Below are 26,110 nucleotides of genomic sequence, written 5' to 3'. Positions count from 1 at the left end.
GATATTCTTTTCTTCTTGGGTTAGGACTCACATTCGGCTCCTGCCAGTCGTTTGTGTCTGACCTCAACGTCGACCCCAATAGGCCCGCAACCGTTAATGCGCCCAACACCATACAGGGCGTAATGGTAGCCGATGCCTTGGTACATGAGGCAGAAGCAGCCCGGGTTTCGGCCGTCTGGACCAACCAGTTCACGGGTGCTGACCGTCAGTATCTGAGCATAGAGCAGTACAACGTTACCTCCGGCAACTTCGATGACGTTTGGGACCTTTCTTACTACGCCGTAGTTACTCAGGCCCGCCTGACTGCCGCTAACGCTGCCAGCACCGGAGCATTCCGGCTGCAAGGAGTTGCCCAGGTGCTGGAAGCCCATGCGATAGGCACGCTAACTGCCCTCTTCGGTGATGTTCCGTATCGGCAGGTCGGCAATCGTGCTGAGATTCCTAACCCCGCCTTTGATCCACAGGCTCAGGTGTACGAAGACTTACAAAAAGAGCTTTCGGATGCCATTACCAACCTGGGAAGACCGGGTACCATTCCCGGCCCTCAGGACATTTACTTCAGTGGTAACGCGGGCAAGTGGATCGCAGTGGCCAATACGCTGAAGGCGCGTTACTATCTCCAGACTAAAAATTACGCGGCTGCCCGCACTGCGGCTGCCGCTGGCATTTCCTCCTCGGAAAACGATATGGCGATGCCCCATCAGGATGCCAGTGGTGCCCAGAATGTGTACTACCAGTTCCTGGTGAACGAGCGTCCCGGTTATTTGTCCGCCGAGGGCTCTTACGCCGCCCAAATGCTTGACCCAAGCCTAAAAGGTAGCGCCATCAACCGCAATTCGGCCTCGACCGATGAAGCAGCTCGCTTCAACTATTACTTCACCAAAGCAGCTGCCGGTACCACCGATTACGGGATTCGTGAGGGCGAGGGATTCAGCGGCCCCGATACTGCGTTCCCGTTGGTGACGTACGCGGAGAACCAGCTGATCATCGCGGAAGCAGCGGCCCGGGCCAATACTGCGGCTGACAACACGGCGGCCCTTACAGCACTGAACAACTACCGCACTGCGTTGCAGAAGCAGTTTCCGACTGGCCGTTACGCGCCGCTCACTTTGGCTATTTTGCCCGGCACCGGTACCGATAACGCGAAGTTGCTGCGTGAGGTATTGACCGAGCGCTACTTGCTATTCATCGGGCAGGTAGGCGCATTCAATGATGCGCGCCGTACCAACAATGCGTTGAACATTCCGCTCAAGCGTATCGGCTCACCTTCTTTGCCACAGCGCTTCCTGTACCCGCAAAGCGAAATCAACACCAACCCGAACGTGCCGAGTCCTCTGCCAGGCCTGTTCGACAAAACACCGATCAACCGCTAAGTTGCTGGATAAGGTAGTTCAACAAACTAACTACCTGAGTCCTGAACAACAAAGCTGATCAGAGCACCGAAAAAGCGTCGACCATCAGGTCGACGCTTTTTTTGTTTCCGCTGCATCACCTACCTCACCCAGACGCACTCGGATGAACCGGATAGCCCCGCTTTCATTCACAACAGCGGTCTGGTCAGCAGGCAGGTATCCGCAGAAATGATCATCTTCTGTTTTAGCTTGCTTCTCCTTCCCTTTCGCATTCTGCATATCAAGCGGCACCCAGGGCTGCAGAAGGTGTCAGGGCAGAACAGGGCGCGTTTGCTTCTGTGCAGGATGTTCATAATCATACCGGCAGAAATCATCGGGTAACCCAAGAAGCAACTGCATCCAAGGCAGCATGTGGCCCTGGTCGTAGCATTGATATTGTACACTACGGTTGCCAGGCAGCTGAGAGGTTTTTTTTGGGGCTAAAGTCACTTTCTGGAGCCAGAGCGCAATCAAGGCATATTATCCGCTCTGTCATTTCACCTTGCCTACTCTTTTCTGTTGGTCCCTGCCTGGAAGGAAGCGGGACAACTAAGGCTACACAAGTACGGCCAGGGCGAGTTATCAGGCGTGGCAAAGGCTAACGCCCTTTCTGTAACGAAGGACTCAGCGGTAGTCAACGGTATCTGAGCTTCGTTAAACGGGCGCCTTTGCCGACTTTAACCTGCTGCAGGCTCCTTGGTTTCTATGGCCTTTCGCGATAACGCCATTGGCAGCGACGCCTCCATGCATCGTATGTTTCGCATCTTTGGTCTGGTGGCATTCAGGGAGCAGTCGCGAAGAATTGCCTGCCCATACACGCCGTTTGCAAAACCGCCACAGCCATTGAGGGTAACCAACTGCGGCAGCAGTAGCTGAAGCTTAACGACGCATACGGTTCTTCCAGCCAACCGCCCGCATAAACTAGTGCTTGTTATTGCGTAGCAGGAAGGGCTGGTTAATAACCTTCCTGTCCCAACTTTATTCACTAAAAATCACGTGTTCTCATTCAGTATTCCATATATCAATATAATTATATTTTATATACAAGATAGATTATGAAAATAGGGTTACAGCACAGCACACCTGATTTTATTGCTCCTTAGCACTTATTTTTTTACTCCGAGTACATTAAAATCACCTTTTTCATAACTACTTTAGCATTGTCATAAACTGTAGAGTCGATGAACACACCTTTTTTCCAATTCTGCTTCCTCTCATGAAAAAAATTCTATTTTCTGTCATACCGCTGGTTGCCTTTTCTGCGACTCAGGTAGCAGCACAGACAAGAACTGTTTCTGGTCGGCTTACTGACCGGTCTACTGGTGAAGGCCTGCCAGGCGTTACAGTGCTCTTGAAAGGAACCAACAACGGCGTTTCTACCAACTCCGATGGTTCCTATACGCTCAACGTTCCTGCCACAGGCGGAACGCTGGTATTCAGTTCGATTGGTTTTGTAACCGTAGAACAAGCTATTGGGGCCAGCGACCAGCTGAGCACTTCGTTGGCTGCTGATTCCAAGCAGCTGAGTGAAGTAGTCGTAACGGGTTACGGCATCCGTCAGGAAATTAAGGATCTGACGGGCTCGGTGGCGCAAGTACAGGAGAAAGCCTTGCTTACGCAGCCGGTTCAGAGCTTCGAGCAGTCTTTGGCTGGCCGCATGACCGGTGTTCAGGTGACCAACACCGGAGGAGCCCTGGGTGATGGTACTTCGGTCCGGATTCGCGGTGCCAACTCCATTTCGGGTAGTTCCCAGCCCCTGTACGTGATTGATGGGGTTCCCGTCAATACGCGGGAGAATGCCAACGTTTTCAACGGTGGTAACGGTACCCGGTACAATCCTCTGGCCGACATCAACCCCAACGATATTGAGTCGGTACAGGTGTTGAAGGATGCTTCTGCCTCGGCTATCTACGGTTCGCGGGCTGCCAACGGGGTAATTCTGATCAACACCAAGCGGGGTAAGAACGGTCAGAACCTGCTCTCCATTAACTCCTTCGTTGGTTACTATGAAGCTACCCGGCTGCCAAAGCTGCTGAACGGAGACGACTTCACTACCATTCAGAACGAGAAAGGCACCAATTCCGGCCGTACCACTCCGCTCGTAGCGGATATTGATCTGGACAAGGACGGCAAGGCCGACCGCACCGACTGGCTCAAAGAGGTTTTCCGTTCCGGATTCTCGCAGAACTATCAGGCGGCCCTCTCCGGTGGCAACGATAAAGCCAGCTACTACGGTTCGGCTGATTACAGCGACCAGAAAGGCATTATCGACCGCAACCGTCTTCGCCGGGCTTCTGCTCGCCTGAACCTGGATGTTACGCCTAAAACCTGGCTGAAAGGCGGAATTAGCCTGGGCTATTCCCAGTCCCGCAACCAAGGCGTACTGACGGAGCGTTATCTGGCTGGTGCCACCGTTTCTGGCTACAGCGCGCCACCTAACGTACCAGTATACAACCCCGATGGATCGTACTACCTGAACCCACTCGGTAACCTGGGAGATGGCAATAACGCTGGCACCGGTTACGTGTTTGCCTTCTCCAACCCCCGCGCTATTCTTGATCTGCAGCGCAACGATAACACCTCCCGCCGCCTGTTGGGCAACGGTTATCTGACCGTTACCCCTGTCAAAGGGCTTAGCCTGACGACCAAGTACGGTATTGACTATCTCGATAACTTCGAAGATCAGTACAGCGACATTCGTCTATCAGGCTTAGGACGCGCTTACGAAGGCCTGATCCAGAACAACCGCCTGGACCGCTACCAGTACAACTGGCAGAACTACGCCAACTACAATACCCTTCTGGGTGGTAAGCACGAAGTAGGCCTTACGGGTGGTATAGAGTACCAGAACCTGAGTGAGCGGCAGTTGTACGTAGGGGCCAGCAAGTTGGCAGACACCAAGTTCAACACCATCCTGGATGGCTTGTCCTCCGGTGATCCCTTCAACGGTGGTACTGCATTTGGCAGCGGTTTCCGCTCCTTCTATGGCAATGCCTCCTACTCGTTCGATAACCGTTACTACGCCACGTTCTCTGTTCGTGCTGACGCGGACAGCCGTTTCGGCAAAGACAACCAGACGGGTTATTTCCCAGGTGGTTCGATTGGCTGGCGTATTTCGGAGGAATCCTTCATGGAGGGCCTGAAGCCCGTTCTGGGGGATTTGAAACTGCGAGCCAGCTACGGTAAAGTAGGTAACTCCAACGGTATTGGTGTTTACGCCTCGCGCACTCTTGCCGGCGGAGCCCGCTACGTTGATCTGAACGGCTTCGGCATTACTCAGCTTGGCAACGATGCCCTCAAGTGGGAGTCCTCCAAGAAGCTCGATATCGGTCTGGATGCCACTGTTTTCACGGACCGTATCACGGCTACCCTCGACTACTTCAACAACGACATTGACGGTCTGCTGCTGGACGCGCCAACGCCTCTCACGCTGGGCGTACCCGGCGTACCTTTCGGTTCAGTTGCCCGCAACATCGGCCGGATGGTAAACCAGGGGTTTGAAGCCAGCCTGAACACGATCAACGTGAACACGGCAAGCGGCTTTCGCTGGACGTCTAACTTCAACTTCACCACGCTCAAAAACGAGGTTAAAGAACTCGTTACCACCGCTGATATCTCCAGCGGCAGCAACCGGGCAAGCATAGACAAGCGTTTGGGCGTTTACCAACTCATTCGTTGGGCCGGCGTAAACCCTGCCAATGGCAACTCCCAGTTTTTGGATAAAGACGGAAACGTGAAGCAGTATGATGCTGTTGCTTCCAAGTGGTACACCGCCAATGGTGATGTAACGACTGGCGTTACTCAGGCAGACGCGGTTTACTCGGAAAAGAGCGGCTACCCTACTTACTACGGTGGCTTCGACAACACCTTCTCCTGGAAGGGAATTGAGTTGGGGGTATTCATGCAGTACAGCGGTGGCAACTTGGTTTATAATGGAACCCGCGCCGGTTTGCTGACTAACTCCGTCTCCAACAACCTGGAGGAAATCAAGGACCGCTGGACCACTCCTGGCCAGAACACTGACATTCCGAAGCTCGTCTTCCGTGATGCAGTTTCCACTCAGGCATCTACCCGGTGGTTGGAGAAAGGCGATTTCCTGCGCTTCCGTCAGATCAACCTGGGCTATAACCTGCCTTCTACCATGACGCAGCGCTACGGATTCAGCCGGGCTCGTATCTACGCTCAGGTTCAGAACGCTTTCGTGATTACCAAGTACACTGTAGGTGACCCTGAAGTGAACTTCAACCGGAACAACGCGTTGTCCAGCATTGCTTACGGTGTTGATAACCGTTCCGTACCTCAGACCCGGGCATACACGCTTGGCCTTAACCTCAGCTTCTAGTCTTTAATCTGTCAACCATGCTTCGCTCATCTTTCCATAAGTTTGCAATGGGCCTTGTCTTCACGGCAATGGCTTCAGGTTGCGACGTGCTCACCCAGGATCCCCCAACTGCCTTTACAGTTGATGAAACCTACGCGGATGCGGACCGCATTCAAAAGTCGCTGTTCGGTGTGTACGACGGTCTGCAGGACTCCGAATTCCTGGGTGGCCGTGCGCTGATCTATTCTGACATCCGTTCGGATGATACCAACCAGAATAGCACGTTTTTCGGCAACGTTCCCCGTTACCAGCAGCTTTCGACTGACGGTACTGCCCTGAATGCCTGGGCCGGAGGATACCGTACCATTTTTGCGGCTAACTCGTTCATCCAGAATCTAGCCATCAACCAAAGCAAAGTATCAGCGGCCGTTGCAGCCCAGTATACTGCGGAGGCGAAGTACGTGCGGGCACTTTCGCTGTTCACCCTGGTTAATCTCTTTGCTCAGCCGTATAACTTTACGGCTGATGCATCCCACTTGGGCGTGGTTATCCAGCTAACCGCCCCCAAGAGCGGCGCGGAAGCTTTTGACGATGCGTCTTTGTTGCCGCGTTCGTCTGTGAAAGAGGTGTACGATCAGATTATCAAGGATCTGATTGATATTACGCCCGCTTTGCCAGCTACGGACAGCGACCCATTCTCTCGCGTGGCCCGGGCCAGCAAAGGTGCCGCTCAAGGTCTGCTCGCCCGCGTTTACCTCTACAAAGGGGATTTCGCGAATGCTGCGGCCACCGAAAAGCTGATCATCGATTCGGGGCTTTATAAGCTCAATGCAAGTCCGGCTACGGCCTTCACCTCCTACACCACTGCCGAGTCTATCTTTTCGGTAGCGATGAACTTGCAGGACAACCCTAATACCAACAATGCAATCGGTCAGCATTATGGCATCGGGGCACGGGGTGATATCGGGATTACGGGCTATACCAACATTCCGGTATCCGTTTTCGCTGCCGATGACAAGCGTCGTTCGGCCGACCTCATTGTGAAGAACGCTAAAGGGGTTCCGTTCACGAACAAATTCACCACAGTTGCCAACTGGGTACCAATCGTGCGTTACCCTGAAGTGCTGCTGACGCGTGCTGAAGGATTGGCTCAAACGACCGGTGTAACTGCTGAAGCCGTGAGCCTGCTGAACCAGGTGCGTGACCGTTCCAAGGGTGCAGCCGTGGCTTCTTACACGGTTGCCGGCTTTGCTAACAAGCAGGCTCTTGTGGACGCTATCCTGCTGGAGCGTCGTTTGGAATTGGCATTCGAGGGATTCCGCCTCTATGATCTCCTGCGCTACAAGCAAGGCGTAGCAGCCCATGATGGGTTACCTGCCATTGCATACGGTGATTCTAAGCTGATCTTCCCGATTCCGAACCGGGACATTCTGAACAATCCCAAGCTGGTTCAGAATAAAGACTACTAATTTTGCCCATCCAGCCCTCTGCTGGAAAGAGTAACCAAAAGCCCCACCCGGATTTTCCGGTGGGGCTTTTTTTATTGCTACCACGTTTCACTTTATGCCGAGGAGGCCCTTTAACTAATCTAGGCTTCAGCAACACTTCCGAGTCCGTTCTCTACCGCCTGGGTCGTGGTGCTGCTTTAGCTGATCCATGTTTCAGCAATACCCCTGCATAAGCTAGCGAGGCGGATAGTGGGTAACAGGGGTAAACTACTACGTGCTGCTCAACACCAACCTGCACTTACCCACTGTGGGTTGTTGAGGCTGATGCTGAACAGCACGCTTTGTTGTATTGGTGCTCTATTCTACCTCACAGAATATACTGGCTCAAGTCGCGGTTGCGAACCATGTCGCTGAGGCGCTCTTCTACCAGAACACGGTCGATGAGGATGTGCGCATTGGGGCCAATTCGGTCTGGTACGTCGAAGAGGATGTCGTTGAGCAGGCGGCTCATAACGGTGTGCAGGCGGCGGGCCCCGATATTCTCCACTTCGTTGTTTACGTCGAAGGCAATTTCCGCTAGGCGCTCCAGGGCGTCGTCATCGAAGGTCAGCTCCACTTCCTCGGCGCGCAACAAGGCCTCATACTGTTTGGTCAACGCATTTTTGGGGTCTTTCAGGATCTTGAAGAAGTCATCCTTGGTCAGGCTTTGCAGCTCTACCCGGATGGGGAAGCGACCCTGCAACTCGGGAATCAGGTCGGACGGTTTGGCCACGTGGAAGGCCCCGGCGGCAATGAAGAGGATGTGGTCGGTGTGGACGATCCCATACTTGGTGTTCACGGCCGAGCCTTCGACGATGGGCAGCAGGTCGCGCTGCACGCCTTCGCGGCTCACATCGGGGCCACCACCGCCCTTGCCGTTGCGGCTGGCTACTTTGTCGATTTCGTCGATGAAGATGATGCCCGCGTTTTCGGCGTGGCGAACGGCTTCGTCCTTCACTTCGTCCATGTCGATGAGCTTGGCCGCTTCCTCGTCGAGCAGAATTTTGCGGGCTTCGGCCACGGTCACCTTCCGCTTGCGCGTTTTCTTGGGCATCATCGAGCCCAGCATATCCTGAATACCGGCCATGCTGGCCTCATCCATGCCGCCGGGGCCGCCCCCGATAACACCGATACCGGAGCCGCCACCCTGCTGAACCTGGATTTCAATTTTGCGCTCATCCATTTCGCCATTGCGAATTTTCTCCCGGAACCGCTCCCGGGTGCGCTCGTTCAACTCCTGGTCGGAGTCGGGCATTTCGCCGGCGGTCGTGGTAGGGAAACCCAGGGCGGGTTGGGCCGGCTTGCCGGGGGCAGCCGTGACGGGTGGAATCAGGATATCGAGGATGAGCTCTTCCACGACCTGGGCCGCCTGCACCTTCACTTCCTCCTTGCGGCGCTGCTTTACCATATTCACCGACTGCTCCACCAGGTCGCGAACCATGCTTTCCACGTCGCGGCCTACGTAGCCGACTTCCGTAAACTTGGAGGCTTCGACCTTGGTGAACGGGGCTCCGGAAATACTGGCGAGGCGGCGGGCAATTTCCGTTTTACCTACGCCCGTGGAGCCAATCATGAGGATGTTGTTGGGCACGATTTCGTCGCGCATTTCGGGCGAGGAACGCAGGCGACGCCAGCGGTTGCGCAGGGCAATGGCCACGTGGCGCTTGGCTTCGTGCTGGCCAATGATATACTTATCGAGTTCGGCCACAATCTGGGCCGGAGTGAGAAATTCTGCGGAATCGAGCATACGAAAGAAGCTGGGGAATGAAGCAGTGTGGCAGGTGCACAAATGGGCATTGGCTCAACAGGTTTGCGAACCGCCTGTTTTTTTGCAGGGCCGCAATACCCCATTCACCACCTGCTGCACACGAAAAAATTCAGGGCTGTTTTTTAAACAACGAATCGAGGTTGCGGGCGATAGTGAAGTAGTTGGCCCCGCCTGAGGCATGGTAGCCGGCGTGGGTGTAGTCGAGCTGGAACTGGCTCACGCGCAGCATCACGCCGAAGGAAAAACCCGCTCCGCCCGCCGTATTATCGAGGCGCAGCTCCCGGCGCTGGAGGTGATTGTAGCCTAGGCGCAGGTGGAGGTTCTGGCTGAGCAGCAGCTCCCCTCCTATCACAAAATGACGCGCAATTTTATCGCCCAAGCTCTTTTTGGCTTTTATTTCAACACCATTTTCGTCCACCTGCCCGCGCTGGTTAGGGTCGAGGTACACGATATCGAGCTGCTGGAGGTGGTGGGCCGTGAAGGAGAAGCGGAACGGCAGGTGCTCGGGCTTGAAACTGGTGCCCAGCTGCACATCCAAGGGCATCGGCTCCCGGCTCAGGCCATCATAGGCCTTGAGTTGAACACCGGCATTGCGCACGACCAAGCCCACCGTGAAATCCTGCTCGGGATGCTTGAACAGGCCGCCCACATCGGCCAGGGCGGCATAGGAGTGGTTGCCGGCAATGCCCGAGCCGGCCAACTTGAGCGTGCCGCCCAGTGTGAACACGCCCGTGGTGTAGGAATCCGACAGGCTCAGGGTGTACTCGTTCACCGAGAACTGGCCCAGCGAGTTACCGGCCGGATCAAACTGTTCAAAGTCGCCGTAGTTGAGGTAGGTCAGCCCCACCCCTAGGCGGCCCGCTTTGGCCGTATTGAACACATAAACGGCAGTACTCTGCCTGATATCGGCCAGATAATTGACGAACGCCAGGGCCAGGCGGCCGTCCATGTCGGCATTGAGCAAGGCCGGATTGCCATAGAGCATGGTGGCGTCGGCGTCGCGGGCGGAGGTGTTCAAGCCGCCCAACCCGGCCAGCTTGGCACTGGTAGGTAAGTTGAGGAACGAGAAAGCCTGCTGCCCCCCAATCTGGGCCTGCGCCGCGCCCGGCCCCAGGACCGAAACGGCAAAAACAGCAGCACTGCGGCGTAGGAATCGGGTCATAATCAATCAGAAACGAGGCAGGCTGAATAATGCATTGCGCGGCAGGAACCAGGGGCTGCCCCACCAATTCTCTCCTTTTCGGGAGAAGCGGCCGGCACGTGCTGGCAAGTTAACCCGCCCCGGTCATCCTAACGCACAACCCCGGCACTTCCGCATACCTCCACGCGCAATTCTTCCTTTAGCTCACCTCCACGCTCGGCCCCAAAGGAGCCGGTGCTTCGTCGCGGACGATCAGGTTCATGGGACGCGCTACTTTCTCATCCAGCAAAGCCACGCGCAACACGTCATCCACGCGGTCGGCGTAGTGAATGGTGAGGCCCTTGAGGTAGTCGGCCGAAATTTCGTCGATGTCCTTGCGGTTTTTGGGGCAGAGGATGATATCCTTGATGCCGGCCCGGCGGGCCGCCAGAATTTTCTCCTTGATGCCGCCCACCGGCAGCACTTTGCCGCGCAGGGTGATTTCGCCCGTCATGGCCAGATGGCTGCGGATTTTGCGCTGTGTGAACACCGAGGCAATGCTGGTGAAGATGGCAATACCGGCGCTGGGACCATCCTTGGGCACGGCTCCTTCGGGGAAGTGGATGTGCAGGTCGTACTGGTCGAACAAGCGGTAGTCGATGCCCAGCTCGTCGGCCCGGCTGCGCAGGTAGCTCAGCGCCGTCACGGCCGATTCCTTCATCACGTCGCCGAGCTGGCCCGAGAGCGTGAGCTTGCCCCGGCCCCGGCTCAACAGGCTCTCAATAAACAGAATGTCGCCACCTACGCTCGTCCAGGCCAGGCCCGTCACCACGCCGGCCGTTTCATTGTCCTGGTACTGGTCGCGGTCGAAGATGGGCGCGCCCAGGATGCGCTGCACATCGGCCGGGGCCAGGATGGCGGGGAAGCTTTCGTCCATCGCCTTGCTCTTGGCCACGTTGCGCACCAGCCCGCCGAGCTTGCGCTCCAGACTGCGCACGCCGCTTTCGCGGGTGTAATCGTCAATCACGCGCTGGAGGGCGGCCGTACTCACGCCGACATCCTTGGGGCCGAGGCCGTGGTCTTCGAGCAGCTTGGGCCAGAGGTGCTTTTTGGCAATCTGGGTTTTCTCTTCCAGGGTATAGCCCGTCAGGTCAATGATTTCCATCCGGTCGCGCAACGCGGGCTGGATGGTTTCGAGCGAGTTGGCGGTGGCAATGAAGAGCACCCGCGAGAGGTCGTACTCCACCTCCAGGTAGTTGTCGGTGAAGGTCGAGTTCTGCTCCGGGTCCAGCACTTCGAGCAAGGCCGAGCTGGGGTCGCCCCGGAAGTCGGAGGCCAGCTTGTCGATTTCGTCGAGCACGATGACCGGGTTGGAGGCCCCGGCCTTCTTGATCTGGGCAATAATGCGGCCGGGCATGGCCCCCACGTAGGTTTTGCGGTGACCCCGGATTTCGGCCTCGTCGCGCACGCCGCCCAGGCTCATGCGCACGTACTGGCGGCCCAGAGCCTTGGCAATGGAGCGGCCGAGGCTGGTTTTGCCCACGCCGGGTGGGCCGTACAGGCACAGAATCGGCGCTTTCAGATCGTTCTTGAGCTTGAGCACGGCCAGGTACTCGATGATGCGCGCCTTCACCTTTTCCATGCCGTAATGGTCCTGGTCGAGGATGCGCTGGGTGCGCTTGAGGTTGAAGTTGTCCTTGGTATACTCGCCCCAGGGCAGATCGAGCAGATACTCCACGTAGTTGACGCTGATGGGGTATTCGGCAGCCTGGGGGTTGAGTCGGCTGAGCTTATCGAGCTCCTTGTCGAAGTGTTTGGCTACGGCGGCGGGCCACTTCTTGGTTTTGGCCCGCAGGCGCAGCTTGTCGGCGTCCTGCTCGGGGCCGTCGAAGCCCAGCTCGTCCTGGAGCACCTTAATCTGCTGGCGCAGGAAGTAGTCGCGCTGCTGCTGGTCGATGTCGGTGTGGACCTTGGTGTGGATTTCGCGCTTGATTTCGAGCAGCTGAATTTCCTTCAGCATGAGCTGCAACAGCTGGGTTCCGCGCTCCACACCGTCGTTGGTTTCGAGCAGCTGCTGCTTCACGCTCACTTCCACGTTGATGTTCGAGGACAAAAAATGCGTCAGAAATGCGGGCGACTCGATATTATCGAGGGCCACCTGGGCTTCCTGCGGAATTTCGGGGTTGAGCTTGAGCATCCGGGCCGCCGCTTCCTTGAGCGACGACACCAGGGCTTTGAGGTTCTTGGAGCTCTTGGCCGGGAAGGCCTCCGGCGCGTAGCTCACCCGGGCCGTGAGGTAGGGAGTGCTCTGCACTTCGGCCTCAATCTGGAAGCGCGACTGGCCCTGAATAATGATAGTCGTGTTGCCGTCGGGCAGCACCAGCATTTTCAGGATTTTAGCCATCGTCCCCACCTGGTACATATCGGCCAGCTGGGGGTCGTCGCTCTGACCGTTCTTCTGGGCCACCACGCCCACCAGCTTATTGCCCCGATAAGCCTTGCGAACCAGCCGGATACTTTTTTTGCGGGTGACCGTAACCGGCAGCACCACCCCGGGAAACAGCACTGTATTGCGCACGGGCAGCAGCGGCAGCACCGCCGGCTGTTCGCCGGGCAGCATGGGCTGATCGGGGTCGGCGGCCACAATGGATACCATTTCAGTAGAGTCGTCGGTCATCAGCAGGTAAGAGGATAAGTCGGGGGTCGGCGGATTGTAAGAACTCATGCGGCAGAAAACAGGCGAAGCGGCAGCCAGGTGCCACAATGGCAGCTACCAGCCCGGACCACCCCCCGCCAGCGGGAGGCGCTTCCGAAGGTACGGATTCGGCAAGCGCCGTGCCACGGCCGGGCTTTGCCACAACGGCAGAATCGGGGCCAGTGGGCAAAGGTAGGCCGACCCGATAAAAAAAGGAGGTCTGGTTGAGCTCGAAGCAGTGTTTGCATATCCAAATTTTCCTATTTTTGATGCTTGCCGGTTCCCCACCGCCCTAGTGCCCTATTGTCGTTATGCCCCGTTTTTTTCGTCTATTGCTCTTCTGCGGGCTCCTGCTGACCCTGGGTCTGCCAGCCACCGTGCGCGCCCAGCAGAAAACTACCCTCCCCAATTCCCAGCGCAAGCTCTCGGCCAAGGTAATCCGGCAAATGCGCACCCGCCTTGATGCCACGCCCCTGTTTCCGAACGTGAACCGGGTGGCGTATTTCCGGGATAAAAAGGCGTTGCGGGCTATTCAAAAGGCTGAAAAGCGCAAGAACTGGCCCGCCGCCCGCAACCTGCTGGAACTCTACGTGGGCCAGTTCGGCATCGAAAATTTCTACCGCGACACGCCCATGCTCTGGCACCTGGGCCAGCTCTGGGACAAAACCGGCAACCCCGAGCGGGCCAAGGCCTACTACCGCCTCGCCCTTAAGCACCGCCGCCAGGGCTTGAGCAAGGTACAGCAGTACTACGACTCGCTCGAACACCGCGACACGGTGCTCTACGTGCCCCTGAAAACGTACTACGACCTGGTGGAATACCGGAAGAACATTGCCACGTTCCGCCCACCCAAAGGCGTGTACACCAGCATGGGCGACGCCATCAATTCCAAACGGGAGGACTACGGCCCCACTCTGAACGCCGACGCCGACCTGCTCATCTTCTCCTCGAAGCGCAAAACCCGCGGCCTCAACAACGTGACCGACGAGGACTTGTACCAGTCGCGCCGCGAAAACGGCCTCTGGACCGAGGCGGAACCCCTACCCAAGCCCATCAACTCGCCCTACAACGAGGGCTCGGCCTGCATCAGCAAGGATGGCACCACGCTCTACTTCACCCGCTGCGAGTGCCCCACCTGCCACGGCAACTGCGACCTGTACGTGTCCAACTTCAAGGACGGCAAGTGGACCATGCCTAAGACCCTGGGCCCCAACGTCAACTCCGGGGCCTGGGACTCGCAGCCCACCCTGTCGCCGGGCGAGGATACGCTGTATTTCGCCTCCGACCGGCTCGGCGGCTTCGGACTGTCGGATATCTGGTTTACGGTGAAGCAGAAGAACGGCGAGTGGAGCCGCGCCCAGAATATGGGGCCGGTCGTGAACACCCGCGAGAGTGAGGTGAGCCCCTTCTACCACCCGCTCTACCACGTGCTCTACTTCAGCTCCCGGGGTCAGCTACTCAATTTCGGCGACTTCGACATCTACAAAACGTACCGGGTGCGGGGCCGCTGGCAGGAACCCATCAACATTGGGCCGCTCGTCAACGGCAAGGGTTCGGAGTACTACTTCACCATTGATGCCGACTCCAAAAACCTGTACTACGCCCGCTCCGAGCAGAAGGACCTGAAGAACCTGGACCTCTACTCCTTTCCGCTGCCGATGGAGGCTCAGCCTACGGCCACCACCCACGTCGAGGGCTCCCTCATCGACTCGGTAAGCCGTCGGCCGCTCAACGGCATCGTGAGCATCATTGATACCGACAACGGCATTGAGGTGGCCAGCAAGTACCTACGCGACGACGGGTCGTTTGATTTCGACCTGATGGAGGGTTCCCACTACGTGATGCTGATTCAGAGCCCCGACTTTTTCAGCGTGGAAAAGAGCTTCGCCCTCCAGGGCGACACCGTGCTGAAGCTCATGACCAACGCCATCGACTACAAGCTGCCGCTGGTGTTCAAAAACATTGAGTTCGACCAGGACAAGGCCACCATCCGGGCCAGCATGCACCCGATTCTGGACCGCATTGCCGTGTTCATGGTCGACCACCCTACCTTCCGGCTCAACATTTCGGGGCATACCGACAGCAAGGGCGACCCCGATTTCAACCTGACCCTTTCCCAGGACCGGGCCGAGGCCATCCGGCGCTACATTGAGCAGAAGGGCAAGCTACCGCCCAACCGCATCGAAAGCATGGGCTACGGCAGCGAAAAGCCGCTCCGGGAAGATGAGCGGACCAAGGAAGATGCCCGCACCAACCGCCGGGTAGAGTTCCGCTTGCTCAAGCCCGACGGCGGCGACAACGACGAACCGTTCAAAGCCGACCCCTTCCCCGGCACCAAGCCCGCCGCCCCCGGCAAGCCCGAACCCCAACCCACCGGCGGCGACGGATGGTAGCGGTGAATGCGGGAATGGATAGGTGAAAAGAACGGTCATCCATTCACCCGTTCACCGCTACCACTTCAACTGCTGCGTTTCCTCGCCGTTGCGGAACAGAAAGCTTTGTTTCTGGCCGTTGGCGGTGAGGTTGACGATGTTCATCTGGTCGGGGAAGAGGGCCAGCAGGAGCTGGTGGCGCAGCGTGACGCCGGTGGTGGCGGCGGGCAGCGGGGCGGTGAAGTAGAGCCAGTAGGCCTCGGACTCCTTTTGCAGGCCGACCAGCGTAAGCGGCAGCGCCGCCGCACCCGGCCGGATGCTGAATTGCACTTCGCGCCGCAGCAGGTTCAGCAGCAGCGGGTCGAGCTGGGCGCGGGTTAGTTGGTCGGTGCGTATGGGGGCGGGCTGGTTTTGGGAAAGGTCCTTTTCCAGGTCGTCGGTAAATACTTTGAGGGCCATTTCCAGCCGTTGCTTTCCGGGGTTGAAGCGCATCTCCAGGATGCTGGCGTGGTAGGTGTGAGCCCAGGCCGCAAGGCTGAGCAGCAGCAATACGGTCAGCGGAGGCAGAATTCGTCGGATAGACATGAAGGCCAGGCAATTAAGGCGAGTACTGCGCGCGGTGTCTCGCAGCAGGTGAAACTACTACCGAAAAAGCCGTGCCACCCCAAACGGATAGCACGGCTTTTTAGATCAATCACCCAAGATAAGGTAGCCTAATTGGCGAAGTGCTTGAGCAGCGGATTGATGATGAGCGTGAAGGCCATCAGGCCCAGAATCAGCATCATGCCTACTTTCTGGGCATTTTCCATGAACGCATCCGACGGTTTGCGGCCGGCAATCATTTCGTAGAGCAGGAAAATAACGTGGCCGCCGTCGAGGGCCGGAATGGGCAGCAGGTTCATGAAGGCCAGCACCATCGAGAGCATCCCGGTAAGCGTCCAGAACCGCAGCCAGTCCCACTTGCCGCCGTACTGCTGGGCAATTTCGATGGGACCACCCAACGACTTGCTCAACTTGGCCTCGCCCCGGAAAATCTTCCCGAAGGCCTTCATCTGGGTCGTGACTACCCCGAACGCCTGCCTGGTGCCCACGGGCACCGCTTCAAGCAGGTTGTAGTTGCGTGTCTCGTATTTGAGCAAGGACTTGGGCAGGAAGCCGATTTTGCCGTCGTCGTCCACTTTTACCTGGAGTGTAACGGGCTGGCTGCTGCGCTCTACCTGCACGGCCACGGGCTTACCCGCGTGGTCCTTGAGGGCCTTTTGCAGCTCGGGGAAGAACTGAATCGGCTGGCTGCCCACGGTCAGAATCCGGTCGTTGGGCTGGAGGCCGGCTTTGGAAGCCGGGCTGCCCGACACCACTTGGTCGACCACGAAGGGGTCGAGGGGCTGCACGAAACGCTGCTCACCTTCGTCGGCGAGGCGGTCCATGAAGTTGTTGGGCACGGGCACATCCACGAGTTGACCGGCCCGGTCGACGGTGTAGTAGGCGTTGGAGCCCAGAATCACGTCGGGGCTGTACACGTCGCTGAAATCGTCGAAGGGGCGGCCGTTGATTTTCACGATTTTGTCGCCCTGGCGGAAGCCCATTTCCTTGCCCAGCTCGTTGGGCACCACGCCGAAGCGCACTTCCGAAGAGGGCAGAAAGCTTTGACCGTAGCTGAACGTGAGCAGGGAGAAAATGACGATGCCGGTAATGACATTCATGATGATACCGCCCAGCATCACAATCAGGCGCTGCCAGGCCGGCTTCGACCGGAACTCGTCGGGAGCGGGCTCGGAGGCCAGGCTATCAGCGTCCTGGGTTTCGTCGATCATGCCGTGAATGGCCACGTAGCCGCCCAGTGGGAACCAGCCCAGGCCATATTCCGTGTCGCCGATTTTCTTTTTGAACAGGGCGAAGTTCATCACCCCGGGCAGCGGAAATAAGAAGTCGAAGAAGATGTAAAACTTATCGACCCGGATTTTGAAGTATTTGGCGGCCGCGAAGTGTCCGAACTCGTGCAGGCCAACCAGGAGCGAAAGGCCCAGCAACAGGTTGCCGGCCATGATTAGTCCTTCCAAAGGTAGTAGGGTGAAGGGGTGATAAAGGGGGAATCGACTGTCATGCTGAGCGGAGAGAAAGAACTCCTCCCGCCCGTACGTGCATCGTTGTTACGCTTCGTATCAACGGAATAAGATTTTTCGCTCCGCTCAGGATGACAGTTCTATAGACAGTGCCCAATCAAACAACGCGCCGGGGCCGGGGGTTCGCCCGAATCCGGCCAGCGTGTCAGGCGCGGGCGCCGATGAGGTCGGCGGCCACGCGGCGCGTCTCCTGGTCGGTCAGCACGTAGTCGTTCAGACTTGGGGTGGCAAGGTACGAAACCCGCGCGAGGCTGGTTTCTACCACGTCCGACATTTCCAGGAACCCGATTTCGTCGCGCAGGAAGGCAGCCACGGCTATTTCGTTGGCCGCGTTGAGGACGCAGGGCGCGTTGCCACCCCGGCGCATGGCCTCGAAGGCCAGGGCCAGGTTGCGGAAGGTGTCGGTATCGGCCGGCTCGAAGGTGAGCTGGGGGTAATTGAGGAAGCTGAAGCGCGGAAACGAATTGGCCAGGCGTTGCGGGTAGCCCAGCGCGTACTGAATGGGCAGCTTCATATCGGGCAGCCCGAGCTGGGCCTTCAGGGAACCGTCTTCGAACTGGACCAGGGAGTGAACGATGCTTTGGGGGTGCACCACCACGTCAATCTGGTCGTTGCCGAGGCCGAAGAGCCACTTGGCTTCCATCACCTCCAGGCCCTTGTTCATGAGCGAAGCGGAGTCGATGGTGATTTTGGCGCCCATGTCCCAGTTGGGGTGCTTGAGGGCCTGGGCGCGGGTCACCTGCGCCAGCTGCGCGCGGTTGCGCCCCCGAAACGGCCCACCCGAGGCCGTCAGGATGATTTTCTCCACCGGGTTCTGCTCCTCCCCCACCAGGCACTGGAAAATAGCCGAGTGCTCCGAATCGACGGGCAGCAGGCGCACGCCATACTCCCGCACCAAATCGGTGATGAGCTGGCCGGCCACCACCAGGGTTTCCTTGTTGGCCAGCGCAATATCCTTCCCGGCCCGGATGGCGGCTACCGTGGGCAGCAGGCCGGCGTAGCCCATCATGGCCGTGAGCACCACGTCGGTAGCGGGGCGGCCGGCTACTTCGGTGAGGGCTTCGGCACCCGCCAGCACTTCGGTTTCGGGCTGACCGGCCAGGGCCGCGCGCACCTGGGCGTACTTGCTTTCGTCGCCGATAACCACGGCAGCGGGCCGGAACTCGCGGGCCTGGGCCACCAGCAGTTCGGCATTCGACTGGGCCGAGAGGGCCGTGAGCGTGAACCGGCCGGGCTGGGACCGGATAACGTCGAGGGCCTGGGTGCCAATGGAGCCCGTGGAGCCGAGCAGGGTAACGCGTTTTGGGAGTTCGGAGGGCATAGGGGAGAATTAGAAAACTATCATTCCGACATTGCGCGCATCGTGCGGAGGGCGGAATGACAGAGCCGTACGTAAAAGTACGGCTTCCTGCCACTTCCCTTTTCCTTTGCCCCCAAAGCACCAAAACCCCGTACTTTGGGGTTCACTGCCCTTCCCCGCCCCGTGACTCAGCCCGACCCCGCCGCTTCCGCCGCTTCCGCCGCCTTCGACAAAGCCCGCGCCGGCCTCTGGACCAGCCTGCAAAAGCACTTGCAGACCGTGTACGCCGCCGAAACCGACTTTCGGGCCGCCACCCGCTTTACCGAAACGTTTCCGTTTCCTACTTCCGCCGCCACGCCCCAGCAGCTGCTCGACTACCAGCACCAGCGGGCCGTGTTGCGCGACCTGTTCGTGGATGAAACCAGCCAGCTCGATACGCTGGTGAAGGCCATCCGCACCAAAGGCTACGCCGAAGCCGACAAGAAACTGCTGCTGCTCATGATTCTGGGCTACCTGGACCTCGCCGAAACCGTGTTCAGTCTCCTTAACACCCACCGCCCCAGCCAGCCGGAACCCGACGAGGAACTGGACGAAGCCCGCAGCCGCTTCGAGCGCGTCCGCAACTTCGTGCGCCTCAACATCCGGGGCGTAGCGGGCCTCAAAATTTAGCTGTTAGCTGTTAGCTGTTAGCTGTTAGCTGTTAGCTGAAAAAACGAAAAGAGTTCTGCCCTCAATCGAGTGCGGAACCCTTTTTTGCTTGATTCGGATGGCTTTCTGAACGGAAAGCTACCCGCTAATGGCGTTCAGCTGACCGATAGAACCCGCACTGCTTTTCCGTTGAACGTTGCCGTTTCGCCCGCCTGCTTGCCCGCCAGGGCCGCAGCTACCGGCGCGGCGGCCGATACGGCGAAGTAGTCGGTACCGTCTAACGGGAGCTGGCCGGCACTGATGCTGATGAAGAAATGGCCCATACTGGTACTCACGAGCGCGCCGGGCCGCACCGCGTTGCAGGGCAACGCGGGGTTGATGCGCTGGAGCTCGGCCAGTAGCAGCCGGGCCTGCTGGAGCTGCACCAGGTTCCGGTCCCGCTCGTTCTGGGCCATGGCGCGGCCGGTTTCGTACTTGTCGCCGGCGCTGCTCTTGGTTTCGGAGTTGGCCGATTCCTGGGCCGCGTTGATGGCGGCCTGGATGGCAGCCAGGCGCTCCTGCACATAGGCGAGGCAGGCGGCGTGGAGTTGTTGTTTAATCATTTTCAGTATCTGGTGGAAGCCAACCACTGTTGATAAGAGCTATCAGCTGATTTATGCGAGCTGGGTGCGTACCGGTCAAATCTAAACAGAAGATTGTCTTGACGGGCTCGACAGCCATGTTGGGAGCCAGAGTTACCGCGTACCAAAAGCCTTCGTCCAAGTCGGGGTGAGCTGTAGTTACGGGCGCAAACTCGTAGTCGTATGGCTGCTGGTGCTCGTCGTCCCAAGCCAGAGCAACGGTTAATTTCATCATCAAACCAGCCTTCCGGCAAGGATGCCGCCAAACCGGCGCCACAAATACTGAGCGGCTGCTGCCGCATGCACTCCGCCCTCACTTCGGAAAACAGCTCCCGGCCAGCTTCCCCAACAATAGCGAAAAGCATCCAGTTACTCTGCGGCAGGGAGCTTTTCCAGCCGCCGTTGGCCAGGCCATCCGCATAGGTAACCCCATAGCCTCCAACCTGTCCGATTTTTATGGTGTACTGCCTGAATGAGTTCTGCTTGGCCCGCCTGCACTCACCGTACCAGGGATAAGGCAACCGAACACAGCCGCCCCGATACAAAGGGTAAACAATTTTGGCCTAAACAATTTGAAATTGTTTAGGCCAAAATTGTTTACCCCTTCTATCCCTCATAAGCCGGCCGGTTTTTTAACTCAAAAGCCCACGCCCTTACGCTTTTCGGCAAGGCCGGAAATTGCCCGCCAAAAACACATACTCACTTTTGGCGGCCATCTCGGTGATGGTTTTCAGGTACCGGAAGAAGCGCAGATTGTCGTCGCCTTTCATCAGCTCCGCCGCATTTTTGAGGATACGGACGGTAGCCCCGGCAATCCGGTACCCGGCCCTTCCTCCAGGCAGCTCTTCAGGCTGGTCTTGCCGCTGAGCAACTTCATCCCGAAGCCAGTGAAGCGAATCGCACCCCGCTGACGGGCGGTTGCACCAGGCACGAACGGGTGGCGGCCGGGGCAGGACAACCGATTAGGAACCAGATCTGAATAGCACGAAAATGCTGTTCCAAGCGTACTCGTCACCAGCAGGACCGGACTACCAGGGCACTAGAACGGAACGGCTGGCTTCTTTTTCGAAGGACTAAAACGGTGCTGGCGGTCGGTCAGCGCTACATCCGCCTCATTATCTCATTCTGACACTGCATCCTGTTTTGAATAATATTTTTTATATTATTTATACTTTATTAACTACCACAAGCCGATCCTTTTCTTTTCACTCATGACCTACATCAGAAAGCGCCACGACGTGCACGTACTGGGCTCCGGCAGCCGTACGCTGCTGTTCGTCAATGGGTTTGGCTGCGACCAGACCATCTGGCACTACCTCACGCCGGCCCTGTCGGGGCAGTTCCGCCTCGTACTCTTCGACCATGTGGGCGCGGGCATGTCGGATGTTACGGCCTACGAGCCGGCCAAATACAGTTCGCTGGAAGGCTACGCCCAGGATGTAGTCGACATCTGCCGGGAGCTGGACTTGAGCAACGTTACGCTGGTGGGCCATTCGGTGGGCGCCATGATCGGGATGCTGGCCGCCATTGCGGAGCCGGCTTTATTTGAGCAGCTTCTCTTCCTGTGTCCTTCGCCCTGCTACGTGAACGAGGGCAGCTACCATGGTGGCTTCGAGCGCCAGGATATTCAGGATATGCTGGCCTTCATGGACCAGGACTTCGTGGGCTGGGCCGATGAGTTCGCGCCCTTCGTCATGGGCAACCCCGATCAGCCCGCGCTGGCGGCGGGGCTGCTGCACAGCTTCTGCCGCAACGACCCGACCATTGCCAAGCGCTTCGCCCGCGTCACGTTCCTCTCCGACAACCGGGCCGATGTGGGTCGCTGCCACACGCCCTGCCTGCTGGTGCAGTGCGCCCGCGACCTGATAGCACCGCTGGAAGTAGGCAGCTTTCTGGCAGCCCGGCTCCCAACGGCCCGCTTGATCACGCTGCCCGTGAGCGGCCATTGCCCCCACGTGAGCGCCCCTACCGAAACCCTGGAAGCCCTGGAAGCCTACATGGCCGCCTAGCGCAGTCTGGCCTCTGACCAGGGGGACGTTTGCGGTAGACAGAGCGAACCGGCAGGGTGGTTATGGACCAGGTTATTTTCTGCATCTCCGCTCACCCTGCGGCCTGGTGCGGCGGATGGTTTCACTCCTGGGGCGGGTTACTGGCCCAGGAGTACGCCGCCAGATACCTGGACCACCTGCGTGGTCTGATCATTTCAAACATGGGCCACAGCGCGCCCGTGTACAACGCGTACCGCTGCGGCCTCTACGCCGACATCCTCCGCGATCAGGCCGCCGCCAACGGCGGGCGCGCGCCCGCCGCTGACGGTTAGCGCGACGAGCGGCTGCTCTATCCGCTCATTACGAAGCCGGTGTGGGATGAATTCTTTCACCGCCACATGCTGCGCCTGCCCCAACAACCGGAACCCTACCAGCGCAACTGCGCCCACATCAACTGCGCCCACATCAACTGCGCCCACATCAACTGCGCCCACATCAACTGCGCCCACATCAACTGCGCCGACTGCACCCCGCTGTTCCGGTACCTGACCAGTTGGGATTTCACTGCCCGGTTGTCGGGCATCCGCACGCCCACGCTGCTGCTCGGCGCCCGGTACGACTTTATTCCAGCCTTCACCTACGACACCATGCACCAGCAGCTGCCCAACAGCCGGGTTTACATCTGCCCCGCAGGTTCCCACTTTGCCATGTGGGACGACCCGCAGCATTATTTCCCCGCCCTTATTTCGTTTCTAAAGAAACCGGCGCGGCGCGGCCAGCTTCCCACTCCTGAGCACCTGCCGCTATAACTGCCGAATACATCCGCTCCCATCTTGCCGTCCGGATGATGCTCACCGTCCATTCTTGGCTGGAAGCGGTGGGGTTGACGGCCGGTTTTGCCCGGGCACTGGCTCAGGGCGGCATTAGCTACAACGTGGTAGCGGCCTGTTATCACGACCCTATCTTTGTGGCGGCTACCGGTGCGGATGAGTTCCTGCGCCTGCTTCGGGAACTGGCCGCCGCGCAGCAGGGCCGTTTTTTCTTTCGCTCATGACGTTATCTGCTACTTCCAAACCACTCCCTCCTCCCCCCAAGGATACCCCGGCCCTGATTGATTACCTGCTGGACTTTGTGCGGGTCACCGGACTGGTCGTCGTCGAGGCAGCGCTGCCGACCAATACGTTTCTGCCCGGGTTGCTGCTGCGGGCGGGCCAGCTGGTAGTGGACCGCCAACAACTGCTTTATCCCGGCGACATTCTGCACGAAGCCGGCCACCTGGCCGTGAGCACTGCCGCCGAGCGGCCCGCCGTGGGCGGCAACATAACGGAGCACGACCCCGGCAAGGAAGGCGAGGAAATGGCCGTGCATTGCTGGTGCTACGCGGCTTGCGTGGCCCTGAACCTGCCGGCCGAAGTAGTATTTCACCCGGCGGGCTACCGGGGCGCTTCTGCCTGGTTCATCGAGAACTTCCAGCAGGGCCGCTACATCGGGCTGCCCTTGCTGGTCTGGATGGAGCTGACGACCACCCAGGAGTACCCGCGCATGACGCGGTGGCTGCGGCCCTGATACACGCGGAGCCTACTAATCCCGGCACCCGGTAGAGCCGCACGATGATTCTCCGTTCCCATGTTGCCCAAAAGACGACGGCAGGAGCCAGGAACTGTTTTGGGTTTTTCGTGCGCGTTTGGCGGCCGGGGCCGTACACGGAACCGGCCCCGCACTCGGCGGCAGCCCCACTCCCTAGCCTTTGCTCATGCTGAAGTTCACCGTAGAACGCCTCACCTTTGATTCCCTTTCCGAGCTGCCCAACTCCTGGCAGCCGGCCGACTATAAAGCCCTGCTGGCTAAAACCGGTTACGATAATCCCGACGAAATAGCCCCCGACGAGCTCAAAACCATGGCCCACATGGGCCTCACCGACCTGGAGCCCACTGAGGCCGCCCAATTGGTGCTGGAGTATCTGTTTGGGGAGGAGCTGACCGAAGGCCAGATCGAAAACCTGGCCCACCAGATGCTCACCGAAAAGCTGTGGGAAGAAAACCCCGAGCTAAGCCAGCACGAAGGCTTTTTCAAAGCTACTCAACTACTCTACACCGCCTACAACGGCAAATTCCCCCGCGCCGAAGCCGTGCAGTTTCAGGTGAAGCTGACGGCCGCCGACCCCGCCTCGCTGGCCGTCTTCGATACCCAGCCCGAAGCTCCGCTGCTGCGCCTGCTGGCCCAGGGCATGCCCGAAAACACCTTGCTCAAGCGCCTTTTCTCCGAGCAGCTCGACGGGGCCAGCTTCCCTTCCGCCCCCCACATCATCTGGCAGCTCACGCCTTCCCAGCGCACGGCTGATTCCCTGGTTTTCGACGTGGTCAGTTCCGCTTACTGGCTCGACGATTTCAAGTACGCCGACACCTACGAAGCCACCACCCAGGCCGAGGAAGTAGCTGAAGAAACGGCAGATTAGGACCACTCGCCAAAAACTCCCCCATCCCCGCTGTCAGATTACGCGTATTTCCCGCGACTCCGGTGCGCCCGTTCTGCCCCATCGGGGGCGGGGTGGGCGCACTGCTTAGTAGCGCGGCAGCCAGCGCGGCGGGTGGCAGGTAGTACGCTGCGGGGTGTTTTGGCAGACTGTGTTTTGCGTTTCCACCTGCTCATGCCTTCCTCCCTCACCCATTTTTTTCAGCAGCACGCCACCAGCCCGCCCAGCTCGTACCTGTTGTCCTACCACCTCCCGGTTTGGATTCGCTTCGATTTGCAGGGCGCGCTTTCGCCCGATGATGCGGGCTACTTCCTCCAGGTTGAGCATCGGGCCATTGCCCTGTTCGAGGCAGCCTTCGCGCCTACCGATGAGGTGCTGCTGGTGTACCAGGAGCCCCGTTACAAACGAAGCCGCATCCGCACCCGCAACTACCTGTTCCGGCAGCTGGGCATTGGCAAGTCCGACCTTACGTTCCGGAAAAGCTGGGTTCCCAACAACGCTGCCACCTACCACGAGGGACATTGGATACAAGCCTTCTTCTCCACAACTGCGGCCCGCATACCGCACCGGGCGTTACTGGCCGCCATCAGCCGCCTTGACTTCCCGGCCCCGGGCAGGCCCACCATCCGCGGCCCGCTCTACTTCTTCAACCAAACCCGGGGGCTGATTTTCTACATGTACGACGACCGGGGCCTCGTCATCAGCAGCACCTCGCCCGAAACGGTTTGGCCTTTCTACCAGAACTATAACGACTGGATTCTCGACTACGACCGGAGGAAGATAGATGAGCTTTTTATTAATTCATAGCTACCCAAAAACGCTACAACGCCCAGCCAAACCGGCCGGGCGTTGTGGTTTACCTGAAAAGCAGAATGGGTTACTGATTGGCTTTCGACATCAGTTCCACGATTTCCTCCGAGATGCCGGTGGTGCTGAAGCCACCGTCGTGCATCAGGTTCTGCATGGTTACGTAGCGGGTCAGGTCCGAGAACAGGCTCACCACGTAATCGGCGCAGGCTTCGGCCGGGGCGTTGCCCAGGGGCGAGAGGCGGTTAGCGTACTCGAAAAACGCATCGAAGCCGCTGATGCCGGTGCCGGCCGTGGTTTTGGTGGGCGACTGCGAGATGGTGTTCACGCGCACTTTTTTGAGCTTGCCCAGGCGCTGGCCGTAGCTGCGGGCAATGCTTTCGAGCATGGCCTTGGCCTGCGACATGTCGGTGTAGTCGAGGAAGGCACGCTGGGCGGCAATGTAGCTCAGGGCCACGGCCGAACCCCACTCGTTGAAAGCGTCCTGCTTCTCGGCCACGGCCAGCATCCGGTGGAACGAGAGGGCCGACACGTCGAGCGTCTTCTGGTACCACTCGTAGTTCAGTTCGCCGTAGTGCTTGCCCTTACGGATGTTGGCGCTCATGCCAATGCTGTGCAGCACGAAGTCGAGCTTGCCACCGAGGTGCTCCTGAGCGCCGCTGAACAGCTTCTCCAGGTCCTCCATCGAGGTAGCGTCGGCCGGGATAATCAGGGCGTCGCACTGCTCAGCGAGCTTGTTGATTTCGCCCATCCGCATGGCCAGCGGGGCGTTGGTGAGCACGAAGCGCGCGCCTTCGGCGTGGGCTTTGAGGGCCACTTTCCAGGCAATGGATTCTTCATTGAGCGCACCGGAAATGATACCGACTTTGCCCGCGAGTAGGTTAGGCATTGGTTTTTGGTTTATCGTTGTTGGTTGTTGGTTCGTTCTGGCATCTTATAGAACAAGCTGCCGGAGGGCGTCTGAGCCGCCTTTGAGAACTCAAGTTTACAATATTAC

At 58.6% G+C, this 26,110-nt stretch carries 21 protein-coding genes; 13 read left to right on the top strand and 8 right to left on the bottom strand.

Going from position 1 to position 26,110, the window contains the following annotated elements; translation table 11 throughout:
• The first annotated feature begins 53 nt into the window (after nt 1-53).
• The 3 genes from D0T11_RS13155 to D0T11_RS13145 all read left to right on the top strand — a co-directional run bounded on the left by D0T11_RS13155 (nt 54) and on the right by D0T11_RS13145 (nt 7,181).
• Entirely contained in the window at nt 54-1,373 is a 1,320-nt protein-coding gene (locus D0T11_RS13155) for a SusD/RagB family nutrient-binding outer membrane lipoprotein (protein ID WP_182888394.1), read from the top strand.
• A 1,234-nt stretch (nt 1,374-2,607) separates the two neighbouring features.
• Entirely contained in the window at nt 2,608-5,733 is a 3,126-nt protein-coding gene (locus D0T11_RS13150; protein ID WP_119656259.1) for a SusC/RagA family TonB-linked outer membrane protein, read from the top strand.
• Nucleotides 5,734-5,750: 17 nt separating this feature from the next.
• Nucleotides 5,751-7,181 (top strand): RagB/SusD family nutrient uptake outer membrane protein, encoded by a 1,431-nt coding sequence (locus D0T11_RS13145; protein WP_119656258.1) that lies wholly within the window; start codon nt 5,751-5,753, stop codon nt 7,179-7,181.
• Nucleotides 7,182-7,527: 346 nt separating this feature from the next.
• Here the strand turns inward: D0T11_RS13145 and hslU are convergent, their stop codons facing one another.
• The 3 genes from hslU to lon all read right to left on the bottom strand — a co-directional run bounded on the left by hslU (nt 7,528) and on the right by lon (nt 12,812).
• A complete protein-coding gene (gene hslU, locus D0T11_RS13140) occupies nt 7,528-8,946 on the bottom strand; it encodes an ATP-dependent protease ATPase subunit HslU (RefSeq protein ID WP_119656257.1) in 1,419 nt (472 codons plus the stop codon).
• 130 nt (nt 8,947-9,076) lie between these two features.
• Nucleotides 9,077-10,129: a type IX secretion system protein PorQ gene (gene porQ, locus D0T11_RS13135; protein WP_119656256.1), complete on the bottom strand. Its 1,053-nt coding sequence runs from the start codon at nt 10,127-10,129 to the stop codon at nt 9,077-9,079.
• A 178-nt stretch (nt 10,130-10,307) separates the two neighbouring features.
• Nucleotides 10,308-12,812, bottom strand: a complete 2,505-nt coding sequence (gene lon / locus D0T11_RS13130; RefSeq protein WP_245990850.1) for an endopeptidase La — start codon at nt 12,810-12,812, stop codon at nt 10,308-10,310.
• A gap of 281 nt (nt 12,813-13,093) precedes the next feature.
• Between lon and D0T11_RS13125 the strand changes: the two genes are divergently transcribed.
• Nucleotides 13,094-15,175, top strand: coding sequence for an OmpA family protein (locus D0T11_RS13125; protein WP_119656254.1), 2,082 nt, complete (start codon nt 13,094-13,096; stop codon nt 15,173-15,175).
• Nucleotides 15,176-15,232: 57 nt separating this feature from the next.
• Here the strand turns inward: D0T11_RS13125 and D0T11_RS13120 are convergent, their stop codons facing one another.
• The 3 genes from D0T11_RS13120 to D0T11_RS13110 all read right to left on the bottom strand — a co-directional run bounded on the left by D0T11_RS13120 (nt 15,233) and on the right by D0T11_RS13110 (nt 18,598).
• Nucleotides 15,233-15,739, bottom strand: a complete 507-nt coding sequence (locus D0T11_RS13120) for a DUF6702 family protein (RefSeq protein WP_147374647.1) — start codon at nt 15,737-15,739, stop codon at nt 15,233-15,235.
• A 128-nt stretch (nt 15,740-15,867) separates the two neighbouring features.
• Nucleotides 15,868-17,214: an RIP metalloprotease RseP gene (gene rseP, locus D0T11_RS13115; protein ID WP_119656252.1), complete on the bottom strand. Its 1,347-nt coding sequence runs from the start codon at nt 17,212-17,214 to the stop codon at nt 15,868-15,870.
• 208 nt (nt 17,215-17,422) lie between these two features.
• On the bottom strand, nt 17,423-18,598 hold the full coding sequence (locus D0T11_RS13110) for a 1-deoxy-D-xylulose-5-phosphate reductoisomerase (protein WP_119656251.1): 1,176 nt from the start codon (nt 18,596-18,598) through the stop codon (nt 17,423-17,425).
• 162 nt (nt 18,599-18,760) lie between these two features.
• Here D0T11_RS13110 and D0T11_RS13105 point away from each other — a divergent pair, with 162 nt between their 5' ends.
• Nucleotides 18,761-19,246, top strand: a complete 486-nt coding sequence (locus D0T11_RS13105; protein WP_147374646.1) for a hypothetical protein — start codon at nt 18,761-18,763, stop codon at nt 19,244-19,246.
• A 134-nt stretch (nt 19,247-19,380) separates the two neighbouring features.
• Here D0T11_RS13105 and D0T11_RS13100 read toward each other — a convergent pair whose 3' ends face one another.
• Nucleotides 19,381-19,827 carry a 3-oxoacyl-ACP synthase gene (locus tag D0T11_RS13100; RefSeq protein ID WP_119656249.1) on the bottom strand — a complete coding sequence of 149 codons (447 nt, stop codon included), beginning with the start codon at nt 19,825-19,827 and terminating at the stop codon, nt 19,381-19,383.
• A 611-nt stretch (nt 19,828-20,438) separates the two neighbouring features.
• On the opposite strand from D0T11_RS13100, the gene D0T11_RS22130 reads away from it, so the two are divergent.
• The 8 genes from D0T11_RS22130 to D0T11_RS13055 all read left to right on the top strand — a co-directional run bounded on the left by D0T11_RS22130 (nt 20,439) and on the right by D0T11_RS13055 (nt 25,113).
• Complete coding sequence (locus D0T11_RS22130) at nt 20,439-20,756, top strand: hypothetical protein (RefSeq protein WP_147374645.1); 318 nt, start codon at nt 20,439-20,441, stop codon at nt 20,754-20,756.
• Nucleotides 20,757-21,056: 300 nt separating this feature from the next.
• Nucleotides 21,057-21,854 carry an alpha/beta fold hydrolase gene (locus D0T11_RS13090; RefSeq protein WP_119656247.1) on the top strand — a complete coding sequence of 266 codons (798 nt, stop codon included), beginning with the start codon at nt 21,057-21,059 and terminating at the stop codon, nt 21,852-21,854.
• Between the two features lie 62 nt (nt 21,855-21,916).
• Nucleotides 21,917-22,165: a hypothetical protein gene (locus D0T11_RS13085; RefSeq protein WP_119656246.1), complete on the top strand. Its 249-nt coding sequence runs from the start codon at nt 21,917-21,919 to the stop codon at nt 22,163-22,165.
• Nucleotides 22,166-22,231: 66 nt separating this feature from the next.
• Nucleotides 22,232-22,642: an alpha/beta hydrolase family protein gene (locus D0T11_RS22560; RefSeq protein ID WP_182888393.1), complete on the top strand. Its 411-nt coding sequence runs from the start codon at nt 22,232-22,234 to the stop codon at nt 22,640-22,642.
• A 35-nt stretch (nt 22,643-22,677) separates the two neighbouring features.
• The gene (locus D0T11_RS13070; protein WP_119656244.1) at nt 22,678-22,887 is read left to right on the top strand and encodes a hypothetical protein; all 210 of its coding nucleotides are present in this window, start codon (nt 22,678-22,680) and stop codon (nt 22,885-22,887) included.
• Complete coding sequence (locus tag D0T11_RS13065) at nt 22,884-23,399, top strand: hypothetical protein (protein WP_119656243.1); 516 nt, start codon at nt 22,884-22,886, stop codon at nt 23,397-23,399. Before D0T11_RS13070 ends, D0T11_RS13065 begins: the two co-directional genes overlap by 4 nt.
• Before the next feature lie 187 nt (nt 23,400-23,586).
• Nucleotides 23,587-24,288 (top strand): hypothetical protein, encoded by a 702-nt coding sequence (locus D0T11_RS13060; protein WP_119656242.1) that lies wholly within the window; start codon nt 23,587-23,589, stop codon nt 24,286-24,288.
• A 192-nt stretch (nt 24,289-24,480) separates the two neighbouring features.
• The gene (locus tag D0T11_RS13055) at nt 24,481-25,113 is read left to right on the top strand and encodes a DUF3885 domain-containing protein (protein ID WP_119656241.1); all 633 of its coding nucleotides are present in this window, start codon (nt 24,481-24,483) and stop codon (nt 25,111-25,113) included.
• 70 nt (nt 25,114-25,183) lie between these two features.
• Here the strand turns inward: D0T11_RS13055 and D0T11_RS13050 are convergent, their stop codons facing one another.
• Nucleotides 25,184-26,002: an enoyl-ACP reductase FabI gene (locus D0T11_RS13050; RefSeq protein ID WP_119656240.1), complete on the bottom strand. Its 819-nt coding sequence runs from the start codon at nt 26,000-26,002 to the stop codon at nt 25,184-25,186.
• Nucleotides 26,003-26,110: the final 108 nt, after the last annotated feature.

It is taken from the genome of Hymenobacter rubripertinctus (assembly GCF_003583925.1).
Taxonomy (GTDB): domain Bacteria; phylum Bacteroidota; class Bacteroidia; order Cytophagales; family Hymenobacteraceae; genus Hymenobacter; species Hymenobacter rubripertinctus.
Note: the sequence above shows the minus strand (reverse complement) of the source record. Positions and strands in the feature narration are given on the sequence as shown.